Origin of the sequence: Arthrobacter sp. FW306-04-A, assembly GCF_044358315.1 — a bacterium.
Classification (GTDB): domain Bacteria; phylum Actinomycetota; class Actinomycetes; order Actinomycetales; family Micrococcaceae; genus Arthrobacter.
On the sequence record NZ_CP084559.1, the window covers coordinates 1,497,202 to 1,516,426 of the forward strand.

At 64.7% G+C, this 19,225-nt stretch carries 20 protein-coding genes; 17 read left to right on the forward strand and 3 right to left on the reverse strand.

Annotated elements, in window-relative coordinates; all coding sequences use genetic code 11:
- The first annotated feature begins 92 nt into the window (after window positions 1-92).
- Both LFT43_RS06845 and LFT43_RS06850 read left to right on the forward strand, forming a co-directional pair.
- Window positions 93-1,436 carry a M16 family metallopeptidase gene (locus LFT43_RS06845; protein ID WP_395801765.1) on the forward strand — a complete coding sequence of 448 codons (1,344 nt, stop codon included), beginning with the start codon at window positions 93-95 and terminating at the stop codon, window positions 1,434-1,436.
- Between the two features lie 278 nt (window positions 1,437-1,714).
- Entirely contained in the window at window positions 1,715-2,176 is a 462-nt protein-coding gene (locus tag LFT43_RS06850; RefSeq protein ID WP_395801766.1) for a DUF1579 family protein, read from the forward strand.
- A 23-nt stretch (window positions 2,177-2,199) separates the two neighbouring features.
- Here LFT43_RS06850 and LFT43_RS06855 read toward each other — a convergent pair whose 3' ends face one another.
- The 3 genes from LFT43_RS06855 to moaA form a co-directional block, all read right to left on the reverse strand.
- A complete protein-coding gene (locus LFT43_RS06855; RefSeq protein ID WP_395801767.1) occupies window positions 2,200-2,493 on the reverse strand; it encodes a hypothetical protein in 294 nt (97 codons plus the stop codon).
- 79 nt (window positions 2,494-2,572) lie between these two features.
- The gene (locus LFT43_RS06860) at window positions 2,573-2,839 is read right to left on the reverse strand and encodes a MoaD/ThiS family protein (protein ID WP_395801768.1); all 267 of its coding nucleotides are present in this window, start codon (window positions 2,837-2,839) and stop codon (window positions 2,573-2,575) included.
- Window positions 2,840-2,843: 4 nt separating this feature from the next.
- Window positions 2,844-3,974, reverse strand: a complete 1,131-nt coding sequence (gene moaA, locus LFT43_RS06865; RefSeq protein ID WP_395801769.1) for a GTP 3',8-cyclase MoaA — start codon at window positions 3,972-3,974, stop codon at window positions 2,844-2,846.
- A gap of 174 nt (window positions 3,975-4,148) precedes the next feature.
- Between moaA and LFT43_RS06870 the strand changes: the two genes are divergently transcribed.
- The 15 genes from LFT43_RS06870 to LFT43_RS06940 all read left to right on the forward strand — a co-directional run bounded on the left by LFT43_RS06870 (window position 4,149) and on the right by LFT43_RS06940 (window position 19,201).
- On the forward strand, window positions 4,149-4,880 hold the full coding sequence (locus LFT43_RS06870; RefSeq protein WP_395802949.1) for a response regulator transcription factor: 732 nt from the start codon (window positions 4,149-4,151) through the stop codon (window positions 4,878-4,880).
- Entirely contained in the window at window positions 4,867-6,135 is a 1,269-nt protein-coding gene (locus LFT43_RS06875; RefSeq protein ID WP_395801770.1) for a sensor histidine kinase, read from the forward strand. Before LFT43_RS06870 ends, LFT43_RS06875 begins: the two co-directional genes overlap by 14 nt.
- Window positions 6,132-7,697: a molybdopterin-dependent oxidoreductase gene (locus tag LFT43_RS06880; RefSeq protein ID WP_395801771.1), complete on the forward strand. Its 1,566-nt coding sequence runs from the start codon at window positions 6,132-6,134 to the stop codon at window positions 7,695-7,697. The genes LFT43_RS06875 and LFT43_RS06880 overlap by 4 nt, the downstream gene beginning before the upstream one ends.
- A 45-nt stretch (window positions 7,698-7,742) precedes the next feature.
- Entirely contained in the window at window positions 7,743-8,963 is a 1,221-nt protein-coding gene (gene glp, locus LFT43_RS06885; protein ID WP_395801772.1) for a gephyrin-like molybdotransferase Glp, read from the forward strand.
- A complete protein-coding gene (moaC, locus tag LFT43_RS06890) occupies window positions 8,951-9,496 on the forward strand; it encodes a cyclic pyranopterin monophosphate synthase MoaC (protein ID WP_395801773.1) in 546 nt (181 codons plus the stop codon). The genes glp and moaC overlap by 13 nt, the downstream gene beginning before the upstream one ends.
- Window positions 9,493-9,993: a MogA/MoaB family molybdenum cofactor biosynthesis protein gene (locus LFT43_RS06895; protein ID WP_395801774.1), complete on the forward strand. Its 501-nt coding sequence runs from the start codon at window positions 9,493-9,495 to the stop codon at window positions 9,991-9,993. The genes moaC and LFT43_RS06895 overlap by 4 nt, the downstream gene beginning before the upstream one ends.
- Entirely contained in the window at window positions 9,983-10,438 is a 456-nt protein-coding gene (locus tag LFT43_RS06900) for a molybdenum cofactor biosynthesis protein MoaE (protein ID WP_395801775.1), read from the forward strand. Before LFT43_RS06895 ends, LFT43_RS06900 begins: the two co-directional genes overlap by 11 nt.
- A gap of 144 nt (window positions 10,439-10,582) precedes the next feature.
- Window positions 10,583-11,341, forward strand: a complete 759-nt coding sequence (gene dapB, locus LFT43_RS06905) for a 4-hydroxy-tetrahydrodipicolinate reductase (RefSeq protein ID WP_395801776.1) — start codon at window positions 10,583-10,585, stop codon at window positions 11,339-11,341.
- Between the two features lie 4 nt (window positions 11,342-11,345).
- Window positions 11,346-11,834 carry a hypothetical protein gene (locus tag LFT43_RS06910; RefSeq protein ID WP_395801777.1) on the forward strand — a complete coding sequence of 163 codons (489 nt, stop codon included), beginning with the start codon at window positions 11,346-11,348 and terminating at the stop codon, window positions 11,832-11,834.
- 61 nt (window positions 11,835-11,895) lie between these two features.
- Window positions 11,896-12,291: a hypothetical protein gene (locus tag LFT43_RS06915; RefSeq protein WP_395801778.1), complete on the forward strand. Its 396-nt coding sequence runs from the start codon at window positions 11,896-11,898 to the stop codon at window positions 12,289-12,291.
- Between the two features lie 86 nt (window positions 12,292-12,377).
- On the forward strand, window positions 12,378-13,289 hold the full coding sequence (gene dapA / locus LFT43_RS06920; RefSeq protein ID WP_395801779.1) for a 4-hydroxy-tetrahydrodipicolinate synthase: 912 nt from the start codon (window positions 12,378-12,380) through the stop codon (window positions 13,287-13,289).
- Window positions 13,290-13,316: 27 nt separating this feature from the next.
- Window positions 13,317-15,008, forward strand: coding sequence for a ribonuclease J (locus LFT43_RS06925; protein WP_395801780.1), 1,692 nt, complete (start codon window positions 13,317-13,319; stop codon window positions 15,006-15,008).
- A gap of 213 nt (window positions 15,009-15,221) precedes the next feature.
- Window positions 15,222-18,086, forward strand: a complete 2,865-nt coding sequence (locus tag LFT43_RS06930) for a DNA translocase FtsK (RefSeq protein ID WP_395801781.1) — start codon at window positions 15,222-15,224, stop codon at window positions 18,084-18,086.
- A 9-nt stretch (window positions 18,087-18,095) separates the two neighbouring features.
- Window positions 18,096-18,701 carry a CDP-diacylglycerol--glycerol-3-phosphate 3-phosphatidyltransferase gene (gene pgsA / locus LFT43_RS06935; protein WP_395801782.1) on the forward strand — a complete coding sequence of 202 codons (606 nt, stop codon included), beginning with the start codon at window positions 18,096-18,098 and terminating at the stop codon, window positions 18,699-18,701.
- Window positions 18,698-19,201, forward strand: coding sequence for a CinA family protein (locus tag LFT43_RS06940; protein ID WP_395801783.1), 504 nt, complete (start codon window positions 18,698-18,700; stop codon window positions 19,199-19,201). The genes pgsA and LFT43_RS06940 overlap by 4 nt, the downstream gene beginning before the upstream one ends.
- Window positions 19,202-19,225: the final 24 nt, after the last annotated feature.

Here is a 19,225-nt window from a genome sequence, read left to right on the forward strand (position 1 = left end):
CACCGAATTTCCGCCCCAAGGGCGATGTGCCCGCTGGTACGATTGCAGCCAGATTTGGCACCCGTGATTTCCCGCAGAACTGAAAGGCCTTGATGACTGTCGTACCCCTCCCTCTGGCGCAGACCGTGCCCGGCGGCGAACTGATCCATGGTGCCGAAGGTGGCTCCATTGTCCGGCGTTCGGTGCTACCGGGAGGCGTTCGCGTGCTCACCGAGGCCATGCCCGGGCAGCGTTCGGCAACCATCGGATTCTGGGTGGGGGTCGGTTCCCGCGACGAGGCAGAGGGCCAGCACGGCTCCACCCACTTCCTGGAACATCTCTTGTTCAAGGGGACCCGACGGCGTACGGCCCTCGAGATCGCCTCTGCTTTTGACGAGGTGGGCGGTGAATCGAACGCGGCCACAGCCAAGGAAAGCACATGCTACTTTGCGCGGGTGCTGGATACCGACCTGCCCATGGCCATCGACGTCATCGCCGACATGATTACCGGCGCGGTGCTGGATCCGGCGGAACTCGAGCAGGAACGCGACGTGATCCTTGAAGAAATCGCCATGGACAGCGATGACCCCACCGATGTGGCCCACGAGAAATTCGTAGCCGCGGTACTCGGCATTCACCCGCTGGGACGCCCGATCGGCGGCACCCCGGCTGCCATCAAGGCCGTGTCCCGCGATTCCGTGTGGGAGCACTACCGCCGCTACTACCGGCCTGATGAAATCGTCATCACCGCCGCCGGCGGATTGGATCACGACGTCGTTTGCCGCCTGGTGCTTGATGCGTTGTGGAAAGCCGGCTGGGAACTGAAAGACGGTGCTGCCCCAGTTGATCGCCGTTCCACCGCGCGCGCGGATATCACCGGTACGTCCGGGCTCCATGTGGTCAAGCGCCCCGTGGAGCAGGCCAATATCATCATGGGCTGCCCCTCGATCGTTGCCACCGATGACCGTCGTTTTGTCATGAGTGTCCTGAACGCAGTCTTGGGCGGCGGGATGTCCTCGCGGCTCTTCCAGGAGATCCGCGAAAAACGCGGCCTCGTATATTCCACCTACTCCTTTGCCTCTGCCTACGCGGACGCAGGCTACTTCGGCATGTACGCCGGCTGCACGCCGTCGAAGGTCAAGCAGGTTCTGGAACTTCTCGGGGCTGAACTGGACAAACTTGCTGCTGACGGGATCACGGACGAGGAATTGCGCAAGGCCGTAGGCCAATTGTGCGGCGGAATCGTCCTGGCCTTGGAAGACACCGGTTCCCGGATGTCCCGCCTTGGCCGTGCCGAACTAGTCTCCGGCGAATTCCAGGACATTGACGAAACGCTTCGCCGCATCAAAGCCGTCACCGCCGAGCAAGTGCAGGAGCTCGCCGTCGTGCTCGCCGCGGCCCCACGTACGGTGACCGTCGTCGGGCCCTTCGAGGAGACGGAGACTTTCGGCCTCTAGACACAGGCCCCTCCCCGGGGACATGCCCTCCGTTGGAGCCAAGGAGTGGACATAACCCTGATATGTCCATTCCTGGCTTGGCACAGGGGGCATGTCCGGCGGGAACGTCGAATACACCAGCGGGACATGCCCAGCTCCCGAGCCAAGGAGTGGACATAACCCTGATATGTCCATTCCTGGCTTGGAACAGGGGGCATGTCCCATGGGGAAGGCTGGACGCGCCTGCTGGATCGGGAACATGATGGTGACGTATCCATCGTCGATGCGCAGGAGTCGCCATGAACGAGCCATTGAAGAGTCATGCAAACACTGCGCTGGAGACGTTCCTGGGGCATTGGCGGGGGAGCACCGAGCTTGCCGCTTCTCCGTGGGGCCCGGCCCGGACCGCCGACGCCGAGGTCACCTTCTCGCGCGCGGCCGGAGGATACGCCCTGGTGCAGAGCTACCGGCACCTTGAGCCTGACGGTACGCACTTCGAGGGGCACGGTGTGTTCACCATTGACCCGGACCACGGAGACACCCTGTGGTACTACGTGGACAGCATGGGCCGGCCACCGGAAGCACCTGCCCGTGGCCACTGGCAGGACGGCACGCTGAGGCTTGAGCGGCGTAGTCCTCGCGGGACCGCGAGGCACACCTTCAAGGTAGATGGCGGGGTGCTGACGCACGTGGCCGAACTCCGGCTCGGCGATGCCCCGGCATTCAGCCCGTTCATGATCTCCGTCTGCAGGCGCGTCTGAAGTACGCCTCCACGGTACGGCAGTCAGAGCGTCTTGGCCTCCACGGATTCTACGATCCGGGTGTCCGGCGCGCCGTCGAGCGAGGGTGGCCTTCCGGGGCCGCTCCACACCCTTGTCCGCAAGGTGTTCAGCATGGATTCGGCTTGCTCCCGCTCGGCGAAATCAAGCTCGATCAAGACGCGCTGCGAATCGTCCACAGGCCTGCAGACCCTGTAGGAAACAACGCCGGAGCCAGCACGATCTGCCGGATCTGAGTCGAATGACTGCTTCCATGCGGTGAAATCGTTCACGGCGTGTTCAATCTGGAGGGTGTACATGGCTGTTCCTTTGCTGTTGCGCGGATAGGCACAGCGTAGGCTCCTTGGGCCTGGCGAAACACCCTTCGGCTTGGTCGGCTCAGCCGCCGGCAAACGGAGGAAGGACGTCGACGACGTCGTCCGCGCCGAGAGCGGCCGAACGGTCGCGGACTGCTACTTCGTTGCGCAGGAAACTGCTGCGGGAAACAATCCGGGCCAGGGTGGGCGTGCCCGCCGGAGGTTCCGGCCGTTCGACGGCGAGCAGGGCAGCGATGAGCCCGTCCAGGCTGGTTCCTTCCGGAAGATCGTGGTGTTCCTCTTCGACGCCTGCCGCGGCACGTGCGGCAGCGAAGTAACGTACAAGCACAGTTTCAGCCTCCGATGGCGCTCATGCTGCGGTCAGGCTGGACAAAGTCCGGTGCCCCGAGGCCGGTGTGGTCCATCCCGTGCGCCTTGGGTTTGAGCCACATAGCGTCCTGCCAGCGTTGGGCGAGCTCTTCGTCGCCGGCCCCTTGCCGGAGCAAGCCGAGGAGATCGAATTCCTCGCGGGAGAACAGGCAGCTCATGATCTTGCCTTCGGCGGTGATCCTTGTGCGCCGGCAATCGGAACAGAACGGCTCAGTGACCGAGGCGATAATACCGACGGTGCCTAGAACAGCTCCGTTGGCTTCCGCGGAAGCCGGGTCCCGGCGTCGTACTTCGAATCGTTCGGCCGGTGCGCCGTCGCGTTCACGAGGGTCCGGAGTGAGCACGAAGTCCCGGGAGAGCAGTTCGCGGATCTCCGCGGCGGTAATCATGTTCCGACGGGTCCAACCGTGATCGGCGTCCAGCGGCATTTGCTCGATGAAGCGCAACTCATAGCGGCGGTCCAAAGCCCAGGCCAGGAGGTCCGGGGACTCTGCGTCGTTGATTCCCCGCATGAGCACGGCGTTGATCTTGACCGGTCCCAGGCCCGCGGCCCACGCGGCATCGACACCGGCGAGCACCTTGTCGAGGAAGGGGCGCCGGGTCAGCTTGGTGAATGTCTCTTCGTGCAGGGAATCGAGGGAGACGTTGATGCGTGTGAGCCCGGCTTCTTTGAGCGCGGCCGCCTTCTTGTCCAGGCCGACGCCGTTGGTCGTCATGGAGATCGGCAGATCAGGGTGTGCCTTCCGGAGGGCCGAGATGATGTCCACGAGGTCGGCACGCACCAAGGGCTCGCCGCCGGTGAGGCGCAGTTCGCGGACCCCGAGTTGTTCGACGCCGATTCGCACTATCCGGACAATCTCGGCGGCGGTCATGACGGCCTGTTTGGATAACCATTCGAGCCCTTCGGCGGGCATGCAGTACGTGCACCGGAGGTTGCATTTGTCAGTCAGGGACAAGCGCATGTCGGTGGCCCGGCGTCCGTAGCGGTCGAACAGGCCCGCAGGGGTTCCGGCAGGGCGCGGCGGGGGCGCGGACACGCTGCTCCCTGTCCCATCGCCCGTAGCGGGCAACGGCATGCCTAGCTGAACACTCATGGATTCAGGCTACGCCAGGCAGGGCCTAAGAGTGATATCGCCCACTGGTCACGTTCGTCGGCTTCCCGTGGCGGGGCGCAAAGCGTGAGTTCTTACGGAATGCATACGGTTGGCCCACGGGCGAGCGGATCAGCCGCTACTGGCACATTGCGAATCTATGCTGAAGGTGTGAACATGCAGCCCGCCCCGCACGCTGCCGAACCTGGCAACCGCCGCATTCTCTTGGTCGAAGACGAACAGACCATCGCCGACGTCGTCCGGGACTATCTGGTCCAGGCCGGGTTCCAGGTCGATCTCGCGGGCGACGGCTTCACAGCCCTGAGCCTCGCAGCTGCCAGGCGGCCTGATCTAGTCATCCTGGACCGCATGCTGCCCGGACTCGACGGGGTGGAAGTGTGCCGCAGGTTGCGCCTGGCCATGAGCGTTCCCATCATCATGGTCACAGCCCTCGGCACGGAGGATGACCGCATCCTGGGCCTTGAAACCGGAGCCGATGACTACGTCACCAAGCCCTTCTCGCCGCGCGAACTGGTTCTCCGGGTGAAATCCGTGTTGCGCCGGAGCATCAAGGAATTCAGCCCGGAACCTCCCGTGGAACTTGCCGGTTTCGAATTGGATCCGGCCTCGCGCACGGTGCTCCATGATGGAAAGCCACTGACGTTGACGGTGCGCGAATTCGATTTGCTGGCGTTCCTGCTCCGCCGGCCCAACCAGGTATTCAGCCGTGAGGACCTCATCAAGGCCGTGTGGGGCTGGGACTTCGGGGATCTGTCCACCGTGACGGTACATGTCCGCCGCTTGCGCGAGAAGATCGAGGACAACCCCACAACCCCGGTGCTTCTCAAGACTGTCTGGGGCGTCGGTTACCGCTTTGACGCAAAGGAAGGTGGACATGCAGGCATCTGAAATGTTCACGATCCTGGCCTGGATGCTCCTATGGGCTGTCTCCATCGGCACCTTGACCCTTGCCCTACTGCGTTTCCTGCGCGGTGCCTCGATCCTGGTGCAGATCTGCCTCGTTGTGGTGGCCACCGTTGGCGTTCTCGTGGCCGGAATGGTGAGCGCGTTCAACGCCATGTTCATTTCGGCCCGGGACCTCGAAGTCATGTGGTACATCCTCGCGGTGGCCTCAGCCGTGGCCATTGCCATCTCCCTGGTCCTCGGAGCCGGAGTATCCCGCAACGTCATCCGGCTCGTGGCCGCCACGCGCCGCCTCGGCAGCGGCGAAGCCCTCGACGGCTCCGTCCTGCCGCCATCGGCATCGCGGCGAACCGCGCCGGCCATGAACTCCGAACTGGCCCAGCTCGCCCAGGAACTCGAAGCGAGCAGCCTCAAACTGGAGGAATCCCGGAGGCGGGAAGCCGCCGTCGAAGGTGCCCGCCGCGAACTGGTCTCCTGGATCTCGCACGACCTCCGGACTCCCTTGGCGAGCATGCGGGCCATGGCCGAAGCTTTGGAAGACGGCATGGTGGCCGATGTTCCCGCCTACTACCGCAAGATCATCGGGCAGACGGATCAGATGGCGGTGATGGTCAACGACCTCCTTGAACTGTCCAAAATCCAGGCGGGAACGCTCAGTCTGAGCGCGGAAGCCCTGGACCTCTACGATCTGGTGAGCGACGCCATCGCCGATCTTGCACCGCTTGCCGCGCAGCGCGGCATCCGGCTCGACGGCGGTGGCGACCGGGAGTGCATGGCTGTCGCGGATGGGCCCAGCCTGGGCAGGGCTGTCCGCAACGTGCTCCTGAACGCGATCATCTACAGCCATCCCGACGGCGGCGTCCGGGTTGGCGTCGGACGCGAAGGTAGCGACGCCGTCGTCGACGTCGCGGACAGTTGCGGGGGCATCGACGACGAAGATCTCGCACACGTTTTTGAAACCGGATGGCAAAAGGACCGCTCCAGGAGCGCAGGAATGCGGTTCGAAGGGGGGCAACCGCGCTACAGCGGAGCCGGTGTGGGGCTCAGCATGGTGGCAGGCATCGTCAAGGCCCATGGCGGCAGCGTCACGGTGGCGAATACCGGGGAAGGTTGCCGGTTCACTCTGCGCCTTCCCTCGGGCGCACAAGCAGCAGCATCCGACACCGGCGCATACCCGGCAGAAACAGCTCCCACTGAGACAATTCCGTCAGCGGGCACCAAACAGGCAGGCACGACATGAGCAGGACCACTCCGAAGGCAGAGAAACCCGGTACTGGGACGGCGGCCCGTTGGGCTGCAGCGTGCGGCGTCGTGGCCATCGGACTCGGGGTGGCCGCCGGAGAGTTGTTGGCCGGTTTCCTGAGCCCGACCGTCTCACCCGTCACAGCACTTGGCGGTGTGGTGATCGACGCCGTACCGGGTTGGGCCAAGGAACTGGCCGTCAGCCTTTTCGGCACCGCGGACAAAATCGCCCTGATCGTCAGCATCGCCTTGGTCATGTTGGTCTTTGCTGCGCTCGCCGGGTTCCTGGAGTATCGGCGAAAAGGAGCGGGGCTCGTGCTCGTCTTGCTCGGCGGAGCCGCCGGACTGGCTGCCGTTTTGACCCGCGCCCAAGCGGCACCCACCGCAGCCATCGCGCCGGTCGTAGCCACGATGGTCACCATGCTGTTCCTCCGCCTCCTGACGCAACGGCTCGAAACCTGGCGCCCCGGACCGGAGGCCAGCGATATGCCCCTGGCCCGCCGGAGCTTCGTGCAATTGTTGGGCGGAACGGCGATAGCAGCAGTGGTCGCGGGAATCGTGACGACCGTGGCGCGCAGGGCAGGAACCGTGGTTTCCGATTTCCGCCGTGGGGTTGCCCTGCCAGCGCCAGCGACGCCGGCCCAGAAGGTCCCCGACGGCGCTGCACTCACCTTGGCGGGACTGCAACCGCTCGTCACGCCGAACCCCGACTTCTACCGAATCGACACCGCGCTGATTCCCCCGGCCGTGAATCCACCGGAGTGGATCCTCAAGGTGACGGGTTTGGTGGAGCGCGAAGTCCAGTTGGATTTCGCCACCCTGTTGAGCAAACCGATGATCGAGCGCCACGTGACCATCGCTTGTGTATCCAACGAGGTTGGCGGAGACCTGATCGGGAACGCCCTCTGGTTGGGCTGGCCCGTCCGCGAGCTCCTGGCCATGGCCGGGCCCAAGCCCGGCGCGGACATGGTGCTGTCCCGCAGCACCGACGGTTGGACCGCCGGAACTCCCCTCGAAGCGCTCACCGACAATCGGGACGCTATCCTCGCCGTCGGGATGAACGGTGAACCCTTGCCGCTGGAACACGGCTTCCCCGTCCGGATGATCGTGCCGGGTCTTTATGGATATGTCTCGGCAACCAAATGGTTGACGGAGCTGAAAGTCACCCGCTTCGCGGACGACCAGGGCTACTGGACGCCGCGCGGCTGGAGCGACCATGGACCCATCAAGACGCAGTCCCGCATCGACGTGCCGCGGGATGGCCGCTCGATCAAGGCCGGAATGATCCAGTTCGGCGGGGTCGCCTGGGCGCAACACCGCGGTGTCGCCAAGGTGGAGGTACGGGTCGACCGGGGCAATTGGCAGGAAGCCAAGATCGCACCGGGAATCTCCACGGACACGTGGTACCAGTGGCAGCTAGGCCTTGAATTGGGTGTTGGAGGCCATGAGGTCCAGGTCCGTGCCACCGATGCCACCGGCACCCCCCAGCCCGAAGCCCGCACTCCCGTGGCTCCGGACGGGGCCACGGGATTCCACACCATCCGGATCACCGCCAACTGACACTAGGCTGTGTAGGTCTGAGCGAAAACAATCGGGAGGAACACCGTGGCCAGATCCGTCGCAGCCCACCGCGAAGCCGTCAAGGAGCTTCTGTCAGGCCTTGCGCGCCTAGGGAGCACCGAGGAGTTGCCCTTGATGGCCGCGCTCGGCCGCGTCCTCGCCGATGATGTCCTGGCGCCGCTCAGCCTGCCACCGTTCGCCAACTCCCAGATGGACGGATTTGCTGTCCGTTCGGCGGACCTCGCACCTCACTCAGGGAGCGACGTCGGAGCGGAGCTGACGGTCGTGGATCCGGTTCCGGCGGGCGCGTTCCCGGCGCGGCTAATGCCCGGCACCGCGGCCCCGATCATGACCGGCGCCATGATGCCCGAGGGTGCCGACGCCGTCGTGCCCATCGAACAGGCGGTGCCCGATGTCTTCCCCGCGCCCGGGGTGTCGGCAACCGTCCGCCTTCCGACAACCGAGCCGGGAACGTTCGTCCGCGACGCCGGGAGCGACATCACCGAAGGGACCGTTGCCTTGCGGTCCGGAACTGCCCTTGGGCCCGGGCAGTTGGGGCTGCTCGCCGCCTTGGGGATGACCGCCGTCGAGGTCCGCACGCCAGTGCGCGTGCTCCTGGTGACTACGGGCGATGAAGTCGTGGAACCCGGCACGTCCCTGCCGGAGGGCAAGATCTACGATTCCAACGGAACCCTGCTGGAAGCCGCCATGGTGCAATCCGGTCTCCGGGTCACGCGGACGGGAATCAGCAGTGACAATCCTGCTGCCCTGGAAGACCTGCTGCATGCCCACCTCGGAGCAATCGACCTCATCGTGACCACCGGGGGAGTCAGCAAGGGCGCCTACGAAGTGGTGAAGCAGGCCATGGACGGCCAAGCGGTCGAGTTCGTGTCCGTGGCCATGCAGCCCGGCGGTCCTCAAGGGATCGGAAAGTTCGACGGCGTGCCCCTCCTCGGATTTCCCGGCAACCCGGTGAGCTGCCTTGTGTCCTTCGAAATGTTCCTTCGCCCCGCGCTCGCCGTCGTCGTGGGAATCCCGGCATTGCGGCCGAGCCTGCAGGCGCGCCTTACTGAGTCGCTCACCTCTCCCGCGGGCAAGCACCAGGTGCGCCGCGGAACCCTGCTTCCGGGTGGATCAGTCCGGCTGGAGGGCGGCGTCGGTTCGCATCTCATCCATGCGCTGGCCAACTCGAACGCGCTGGTCCAGGTTCCGGCGGACGTCACGGAACTCGACGCCGGGGCGGAAGTGGAAGTATGGATGTTGTGAATGACACTTCAGACTCCGCCGGCATGGTTGGCGGCCTCACCCACTTGCGCCAGGATGGAACAGCCCAAATGGTCGATGTCTCCGAGAAGGCCGTGACCACGCGCGAGGCTATCGCCACCGCCACCGTCCACAGCACCTCCGAGGTAATTGCCCTGCTCGGCGCCGGTGAGCTTCCCAAGGGGGACGCCCTGGCCGTGGCGCGCGTCGCCGGGATCATGGCGGCCAAGAAGACCCCCGAACTCATCCCGCTGTGCCACCCGCTGCCGATTTCCAAGGTCACCGTGGACTTCGAACTCGGTCCGGACACAGTGAGGGTGCTGGCGACGGTCAAGACCAGGGGCGTCACTGGCGTGGAGATGGAAGCGTTGACCGCGGCATCCGTGGCGGCGCTCAGCGTCTACGACATGATCAAAGCAGTCGACAAGCACGCGGTGATCAGCGGCATCCAGGTGCTCGCCAAGAGTGGCGGAAAGAGCGGCGACTGGGCCCGTCCAATCTCGTCCGGCACGCCCAGTGAGGGGTCACGCGCATGAGCGCCTGCGAACCCCAGCGTGGTCCACGGAAGGCCGGCGTCGTCATTGCCTCCACCCGCGCCGCGGCGGGAATTTACGAGGACAGGAGCGGTCCCGTGATCCTGGACTGGCTGGCCGAACACGGCTACGAGACGTTCCCGGTCATGGTGGTACCGGACGGCGAGCCGGTCGGTGCGGCAATCCGCGCGCTCCTGACCCTGGAACCCGCCGTCGTGATTACCAGCGGAGGCACGGGCCTCAGCCCCGACGACCGTACTCCTGAAGTCACGCTGCCTTTGTTGGATCGCGAAATACCCGGCCTCATGGAAGGCATCCGCCGCGCCGGAGCGGCCAAAACCCCTATGGCCATGCTCAGCCGGGGGCATGCGGGCACTGCGGGCAAGACGTTCATCGTGAATCTGCCGGGTTCGCCGAAGGGAGTGATGGACGGGCTTGCCGTCCTTGATCCCGTCATCGCCCACCTGTGCGATCAGTTGGAGGGAAACCATGACCACTGAAACCGACTTCGAAGTAATCAGCGCGATCCTCAGCGCTGAAGCGATTTCCGTGGATCAAGCCATCGCGGCCGTGGAATCCGACACGGCGGGAGCGGTGGTGAGCTTCAGCGGCGTTGTCCGGAACCACGACGGCGGCAAGCCCGTGGACAGGCTCAGCTACAGCGCCCACCCCACCGCCCACCAGGTCATGGCCGACGTCGTGGCGCAGCTCGTGGCGGAGCACTCGGGTGAGGCTGCCCAGCCTGTCCTCATTTGGGCGGCCCACCGGATCGGCATGCTGGAGATCGGTGAGCCTGCGCTCGTTTGTGCCGTTGCTGCTGCCCACCGTGGACAGGCCTTCGCCGTGTGCTCGGAGCTTGTGGACAGGATCAAGGCGCAGGTGCCCATCTGGAAGGAGCAATTCTTCAGCGACGGCACGGTGGAATGGGTCGGTGCGGGGGAGTAGCTCGCTTCCCGTCGAAATCGCCGGAACGGTGCCGGTTCGCCGGAGCGTTCGGGCGAACCGGCACGGTTCCGGCGACCCCACGTTGGGGCAACCACCAACCGGGCGGGGCGATCCCGGGGCACTGCGCCCGGTAGGGTTAAGGGCATGACCGAACAACTTGCTGTTGCCGTGCTGGGCGCCCACGGGCGCATGGGTATCGAGGCCGTCAAGGCAGTGGAGGCAGCCGCCGACATGAAGCTTGTGGCGGCACTCGGACGCGGCGATTCCCTTGATGCACTGCTCGACGCCGGTGCCAAGTATGTTGTGGACCTGACTGTTCCGGACAGCACCGAAGCTAACGTCCGTTTCGCCGTCGAACACGGTATGCACGCTGTTGTCGGCACCACCGGCTGGGACGCCGCGCGGCTTGCCGCTTTGCGCGAGTTGCTCGCCGCGAACCCCGGCCCGGGCGTCCTGATCGCACCGAACTTCGCCCTCGGTTCCGTCCTCGCCTCGGCGTTCGCGGCCAAAGCCTCCAGATATTTTGAGTCGGTCGAGATCGTCGAGCTTCACCACCCCAACAAGGTGGACGCACCTTCGGGTACGGCGGTCCGTACGGCCCAGCTCATTGCGGCCGCCCGCGAAGAAGCCGGCGTCCCTGTCAGCCCGGACGCCACGGACACGGCCCTCGACGGTGCGCGCGGTTGCGACGTGGACGGTGTCCGCGTCCACAGCGTCCGCCTGCGCGGGCTCGTGGCGCATCAGGAAGTGCTCCTCGGCGGTCCGGGGGAGCAGCTGACCATCCGCCACGATTCCTTCGACCGGGCTTCCTTCATGCCCGGCGTGCTGCTGGGACTGCGCAACGTTGCGGCCCACCCCGGGCTGACAGTCGGCCTGGACGGCTACCTGGACTTGGGGCTGTAGGCGCATGGGTTCGCTCTGGAACGCATTCAAGAAGAACCGCACCAAGATCTGGGTCGGTGCTGTCACGCTGCTGCTCGTTCTCTACCTGGTGGTCACCTTCCAGCGTTCGATCCTGCTGCTCAGCGACCAGAACCTGGTAGCCAAGGGAATCGGCGCGGCCTACCTGGTGCTCCCCATCATCGGAGCCTGGGCGTTAATCCGCGAACTGCTATTTGGCGCCCGTACCGAGAAAATGGCCAAGGTGCTCGAAGCCGAGGGCGGCCTGCCGGTGGACAACCTGCCGCGTACGCCTGGTGGGCGCATCGTCCGGGCCGCCGCGGACGCAGAGTTCGAGAAGTACCGTGTGGAGGCCGAGGCTGCGCCCGAGGACTGGCGCTCCTGGTTCCGGCTTAGCTGCGCCTACGATGCTGCCGGCGACCGCAAGCGTGCCAGGGAGTCCATGCGCGACGCCGTACGCCTCTTCCGTGCCCGGCCCACCGCGGCGGAGCAGTAGCCGCGGTCGGTCCGAACGCAGGAATCTTGTATTCGAATATATGTTCGAATACCATGGCTGCATGAGCGATCCTTCGAAGCGGCCGAACGCGTACCCCCAAGGCCTGGACGGGCCCATGAAGGCGATGAGCCCGGGCGTCGTCGATTTCCTCTTCCGGCAACTCGTCGCGGGTGAGCCGCCAGAAGATGTGCAGTGGCTGCGCGAGGGAACTGTTCTGGGCGATCAGCAACCGGGAGCTGAGCTTGCCAGGCGGCTCGCGGAGACTGACCTCGAATCGTTGACCCCTGTTGAACTGTTCGACTATGTGCGTGCCGCCCAGCGGTTGTGTGCTTGGGCGGACCGCTTGCGGGAATCGGCGGTTGCCCGGTATTGCTCGCCGGAGACGGCTGCGAAGGATGGCTCGAGGACGCCCCCTCGCACGGTGTTCGGCAATCGCCCTCGCGACGCTTCAGCCTGAGGCTTTGCTCCCATTTCGGTGAATTTGACGACAATCACGACGCCGCCATTCTCCTATCCCGCAGCTGACAGGGTAACGTTTTTCATATGTCTGACTCTCGTGCGAACGTTCCTGCTCTCGGTACCCTTCTGACCGCCATGGTCACCCCGTTCACCAAGGACGGCGAAGTCGATTACAAGCAGGCAGCGGAACTGGCAGTCAAGCTCGTCGACGACGGCTGCGATGGCTTGGTTGTCACGGGAACAACCGGAGAGACGTCCACGCTCACGGATGCGGAAAATCTCGGCATGTTCCGCGCCGTGAAGGAAGCCGTCGGCGATCGCGCTGCGATCATCGCGGGAACCGGAACCAATGACACCGCACACTCGGTGCACCTCTCCCAGGAAGCCGCGAAGCTCGGCGTCGACGGCCTCCTGATCGTCACGCCGTACTACAACAAGCCGAGCCAGGCCGGCGTCCGGGCCCACTTCGAGACCATTGCGTCGGCCACCGAGCTTCCCGTCATGTTGTACGACATTCCCGGGCGTTCTTCCATCCAGATCGCACCGGAGACCATGATCGGTCTTGCCGCCCACCCCAACATCGTCGCGGTCAAGGATGCCAAAGCCGATTTCGCCGCCGCAACGCGCGTTATGGCTGAAACCGACCTTCTTTTCTACTCGGGTGACGATGGCCTGACCCTCCAGTGGATGGCGCTGGGCGCCGTCGGCCTGGTAGGGGTCACGACGCATGTCGTCACCCGCCGGTTCCGTGAGCTGGTCGACGCCATCAACGCGAACGACTTCGGCACGGCGCGCAAGATCAATTTCGAACTCGAGCCTGTGGTCCGTGCAACCATGACCCGGGTCCAAGGCGCTGTCGCCGCCAAACAAATTCTTAAATGGCAGGGAGTCCTGCCCAACTCGGTTGTCCGTTTGCCCCTCGTGGAGCCGGACGCCGCCGAGATCGCAATCATCCGCGAGGACTTGGCGGAAGCTGGAATGGACTTCACTGTCTAGAAGGATTCCGCCGGAAAGTAGCGCATTATGACCCAAACCGCCCTTCCCGGACTTGCCACCCCGCCCAAACTTCCGCAGGGAACACTCCGGATTGTGCCCCTTGGAGGGCTGGGGGAGATTGGCCGCAACATGGCCGTTTTCGAAATCAACGGCAAGCTGCTGGTTGTCGACTGCGGCGTGCTCTTCCCTGAAGAGACACAGCCCGGCGTTGACCTCATCCTGCCCGATTTCTCGTACATCGAAAACAGGCTCGACGATGTCGTTGCCATCGTCCTGACGCACGGCCACGAAGACCACATCGGCGCTGTGCCGTACCTTCTTCGCCTGCGCCCGGACTTGCCCTTGGTCGGTTCCCAACTGACGCTTGCCCTCATTGAGGCCAAGCTCCAGGAACACCGGATCAAGCCGTACACGCTCACGGTTGCCGAAGGACAAGTGGAGCAGTTCGGGCCGTTCGAATGTGAATTCGTTGCAGTCAACCACTCGATTCCGGACGCCTTGGCTGTCTTCATTCGAACCGCCGGCGGCAATGTGCTGCACACAGGCGACTTCAAGATGGACCAGCTGCCCCTGGATGGCCGCATCACAGACCTGCGCCACTTCGCCCGCCTCGGCGAAGAAGGAGTGGACCTGTTCATGGCCGACTCCACCAACGCGGATGTCCCAGGCTTCACCACGGCCGAGAAGGAAATCGGTCCCACGCTGGACCGCCTGTTCGGCCAGGCCAAGAAGCGCATCATCGTTGCGTCCTTCTCGTCGCACGTTCACCGCGTCCAGCAGGTTCTCGACGCCGCCGCCAAGCACGGCCGCAACGTCGCCTTTGTGGGCCGGTCGATGGTGCGCAACATGGCCATCGCGGCAAAGCTGGGCTACCTTGACGTCCCACCGGGAATCCTCGTGGACATCAAGAACATCGAAAACTTGCCTGACCACCGCGTAGTCCTGATGTCCACTGGCTCCCAAGGGGAACCCATGGCAGCACTGTCCCGCATGGCCAATGGCGACCACCGAGTAGTGGTCGGACAGGGCGACACAGTCATTCTGGCCTCAAGCCTCATCCCTGGCAACGAGAATGCCGTCTACCGGATCATCAACGGGCTGCTCAAACTCGGCGCCGACGTCGTCCACAAGGGCAACGCCAAGGTACACGTTTCCGGCCACGCGGCCGCGGGCGAACTGCTCTACTGCTACAACATCCTCAAACCGCTGAACGCCATGCCCGTGCACGGCGAAACCCGCCACCTCATCGCCAACGGCAACCTGGCGGAGGACTCCGGCGTCCCCTCGGACCGCGTGATCCTCAGCGATAACGGCACGGTCATCGACCTCAGGGACCACAAGGCCAACGTCGTGGGCCAAGTTGAAGTGGGCTTCGTGTACGTGGACGGCTCCAGCGTGGGTGAAATCACCGACGCCGACCTCAAGGACCGCAGGATCCTCGGCGACGAGGGCTTCATCTCCGTCATCACCGTGATCAACCGCACCACGGGCAAGATTGTCTCAGGCCCCGAGATCCACGCCCGCGGCGTGGCCGAGGACGATTCCGTGTTCGATGAGATCATCCCCAAGATCAACGCGGCCCTTGAAGACGCAGTGCTCCACCATGCGGACCACACCACCCACCAGCTCCAGCAAGTGGTCCGTCGCGTGATCGGCACCTGGGTCAACCGCAAGCTTCGCCGGCGACCCATGATCATCCCGTTGGTATTGGAAGCCTAGCTTCTGGAGGCGAAGCTTCCGGGGGCATAGCCAGCACGGACGCCCCGGAGCCAGTCTCCGAACAGCCCGGTTCTTATGAACCGGGCTGTTCGTGTGTTCGGGCCCGGGTCGAGGTGACACCGAGCCCCGCTGATTGTTCAACAGGGGCAACATGCTTCCTCCGCGCCCCTGAAATCCGCGGGATTCCGCACGGACTGGGGTAGCGTGGCGGATATGGCGACTCGTACTACCTCCGCGCCTAGAGGCAGCTCCAATAACAAATCCGGCGGCTCGGGCAGCGGCCGAACCCCGGCCAAGTCCGGCAGGAGCGGCACAGCGACAGCCCGCGGCAAGCAGACTGCCGTCGTCGAACCCCAACAACCGTGGCTCCTGCGTGCATTTGCCGGGGCATGGCTGGGAATCGGGCACGTGGTGGGTGCAGGCATTCGCCGGATCGGCCACGACGTCAGCGACCTTGATCCCGCGGACCGCCGGGACGGCGCCGCGCTTTTCAACCTGGCGCTCGGTGTCTTCATCGCGACCTTCGCCTGGTGGGGCTTCAAAGGCTGGTTCCCGGACGTGGTATATGGCATCGTGAACGGGACCTTCGGCTGGGTGTCGCTTATTCTGCCGCTCATGCTTTTCGTCTGCGCATTCCGCCTCTTCCGCCAGCCGTGGGACAGCCGTGGCAACAACCGCGTGGGCATCGGCTTCCTGATCATGACCTTCGCCGGCACCGGTTTGGCCCACATCATCGGGGGCCAGCCGACGGTCGCTGATGGCTTCGATGGTCTCCGGCGAGCCGGGGGAATGCTCGGCTTCCTCGCGGCATCGCCGCTTGCCGCCATTCATCCCGCAGTACCAGTCATCGCCTACGGCGCCTTGGCGTTCGTCTCCCTCCTCATTGTCACGGCCACGCCCTTCGGCGCCATTCCCCGGCGTATCCGCGGCGCGTACGAGCACCTCATGGGCGTCGACCTGGTTGATGCCGACGCACGACACGGCGATTCGCACGATCGCAGTTACCTCCACGAAAACGAGGCGGCCGTGGAGCCGAAGAAGAAACGCCGCAAGCGCTTCTTCGGCAAGGACCACGACGACGACACCGGGCTTGAAGGCTACGTCGGCGATGAAGCGTTCGAGCACGCAATCGTCGACGACGACGCCCCTCCCGCGAAGGGCGCGCCTTCCGTGCCGCCCGGGGTCCGTCGCCCGACCCAAGCCGAAATCGCCGTCGAGAAGATCAAGGCCGCACAGGGACTTGGAAGCTCGAAGACAGATGCGGAAAACGCCACGGAAGCGATCCCCATGATCGCGCCGGCCGCAGCCCTTTCGGCGGCCGTGCCGCCCGTCATTGTGCCTTCGGCGCCTGTCAGTCCGCCACCGCCTCCGACGCCGATTCCGCAGCGCACCGAACAACTTTCGCTCGCCGGCGACGTGACCTACACGCTCCCGTCGTCGGACAACCTGACTCCTGGTTCCATCCCGAAGGAACGCACGGAAGCGAACGACGCCGTGGTGGCTGCCCTGACGGACACCATGCAGCAGTTCAACGTGGACGCCACGGTCACCGGCTTCAGCCGTGGCCCTACCGTGACCCGCTACGAGATTGAACTTGCGCCGGGCACGAAGGTGGAGCGCGTGACAGCCTTGTCCAAGAACATTTCCTACGCGGTGGCGTCGAGCGATGTCCGTATCCTCAGCCCCATCCCGGGCAAGTCGGCCATCGGCATCGAAATCCCCAATACGGACCGCGAGACTGTGTCCCTCGGCGATGTCCTGCGCAGCCAAAACGCGCGGCGGACAGACCACCCCATGGTGATGGGCGTCGGCAAGGACGTCGAGGGCGGTTACGTCGTCGCGAACCTCGCCAAGATGCCGCACTTGCTCGTGGCAGGCGCCACGGGTGCCGGTAAATCGTCCTTCGTGAACTCGATGATCACCTCGATCCTGATGCGCGCCACACCCGATGAGGTCCGCATGGTCATGGTGGACCCCAAGCGCGTGGAACTCACCGCGTACGAGGGTGTTCCGCACTTGATCACGCCGATCATCACCAACCCCAAGAAGGCTGCCGAGGCACTTCAATGGGTGGTCCGCGAAATGGACGCCCGCTACGACGACCTTGCCAATTATGGTTTCAAGCACATCGATGACTTCAACAAGGCCGTCCGCGCTGGGAAGGTGGTTCCGCCTGTTGACTCCAAGCGCGTCATCAAGCCGTACCCCTACCTGCTGGTGATCGTGGACGAGCTCGCAGATCTCATGATGGTGGCCCCGCGGGACGTCGAGGACTGCATTGTCCGAATCACCCAGCTTGCCCGCGCCGCCGGCATCCACTTGGTTCTGGCGACTCAGCGTCCTTCGGTGGACGTTGTGACGGGCCTGATCAAGGCGAACGTTCCTTCCCGCATGGCCTTTGCCACGTCCTCTGTCACCGACTCCCGCGTGGTCCTGGACCAGCCCGGCGCGGAGAAGCTCATTGGCCAAGGTGACGCGCTCTTCCTCCCCATGGGCGCCTCCAAGGCGATGCGTGTGCAGGGCGCCTGGGTCACGGAATCCGAAATCCATCGGGTGGTGGAGCACGTCAAGGGCCAGCTCAAGGCCGTCTACCGGGACGACGTCGCGCCCGAGGCGCAGAAGAAGCAGATCGACGACGACATCGGAGACGATCTCGAAGTCCTGCTGCAGGCTACAGAACTCGTGGTCACCACGCAGTTCGGCTCCACGTCGATGCTTCAGCGCAAGCTCCGCGTCGGCTTCGCCAAGGCCGGCCGCCTCATGGACCTGCTGGAATCGCGCGGGGTCGTGGGGCCATCGGAAGGCTCCAAGGCCCGTGATGTCCTGGTCAAGCCGGACGACCTCGCTCCCGTGTTGGCAGCCATGAAGGGCCAGGAGGCTCCAGCTACGCCTGATGCGCACACCGCAGCCCTCAGCGACAACGCGAACGCGAACATCGCCGTCGGAGGCTACGCCGAAGACTTGGTCGCCGCCGATCTCGAACGCCGCAAGCAGGTGACGGATTACCACGACGGGGCAGACAGTTCCGATGACGAGGACGACGGCGGCGAGGACGCCTGGTCACTGACCGGACGGTAGCCTAGGGGAGTGACTACATCCGAGGGCAGCAAAGCCGGTTCCAACGGATCGGATATCTGGAACCTGCCAAACATCCTGACGATGCTTCGAATTGTCCTGGTCCCGTTTTTCGTTTGGTTTCTCCTCGCGGACAACAGCCAGCACGGCATCTGGCGCTGGGCCGCCGTGGTCGCCTTCGGCGTGGCCATCTACACGGACAAGCTCGACGGCGACATTGCCCGGAGCCGCAACCTCGTCACCAACTTCGGCAAGATAGCCGACCCCATCGCGGACAAGCTGCTCATCGGATCCGCGCTGGTTCTTCTGTCAGCCCTGGGCGAGCTGCCCTGGTGGATCACCATCCTCATCCTCGTGCGCGAATGGGGGATCACCGCCCTGCGCTTTTTTGTCATCCGCTACGGCGTCATGCCGGCCTCGCGTGGCGGCAAGCTCAAGACCGTCATCCAGACCGTCGCCATCTTCCTTTACATCCTGCCGTTGGATTCCCTTGCGCCATGGCTCGGGAGCGTTGCCTTCTGGGTCATGATCGTCGCCCTCGCCATCACGGTGTGGACAGGCGTCGAATACGTCATCGAGGCCGTCAAGCTCCGCGCCGCAGGCAGGCGGGCGGCATGAACGGGGCCGCTGACAAGGTGGCCGCGACTGCCGTCGCCCTCGCCATCGAGCGGGGCCTTACAGTGGCTACCGCTGAATCGCTGACGGCCGGCCTGGTTGCTGCGACCCTCGCTGATACACCGGGCGCCTCAGGCATGCTCCAGGGCGGCGTGGTCGCATATCAGAATTCAGTGAAGGCGGCGGTTCTGGGGGTGCCGGCGGAGCTGCTCTCCGCGGTCGGATCCGTCGACGCCACGGTGGCGGTGGCCATGGCCGACGGCGCCAGGCGCGCATGCGGAGCCGATGTCGGAGTGTCCACGACGGGGGTTGCCGGGCCCTTGCCGCACGACGGAAAACCGGTGGGAACCGTCTTCATCGGCATCGCGACGTCGAGTGGAACTACGGCGCACGCTTACTCCTTTCACGGGGATCGCCCCGCTATCCGCGCGCAGGCAAATGTGGCCGCGCTGGAGCGCTTGCTGGAGTGCCTTGTCCGCACCGACCTACCACGCGTAAAGTAGCCGGGAACAAAAACCGAGGCTCAA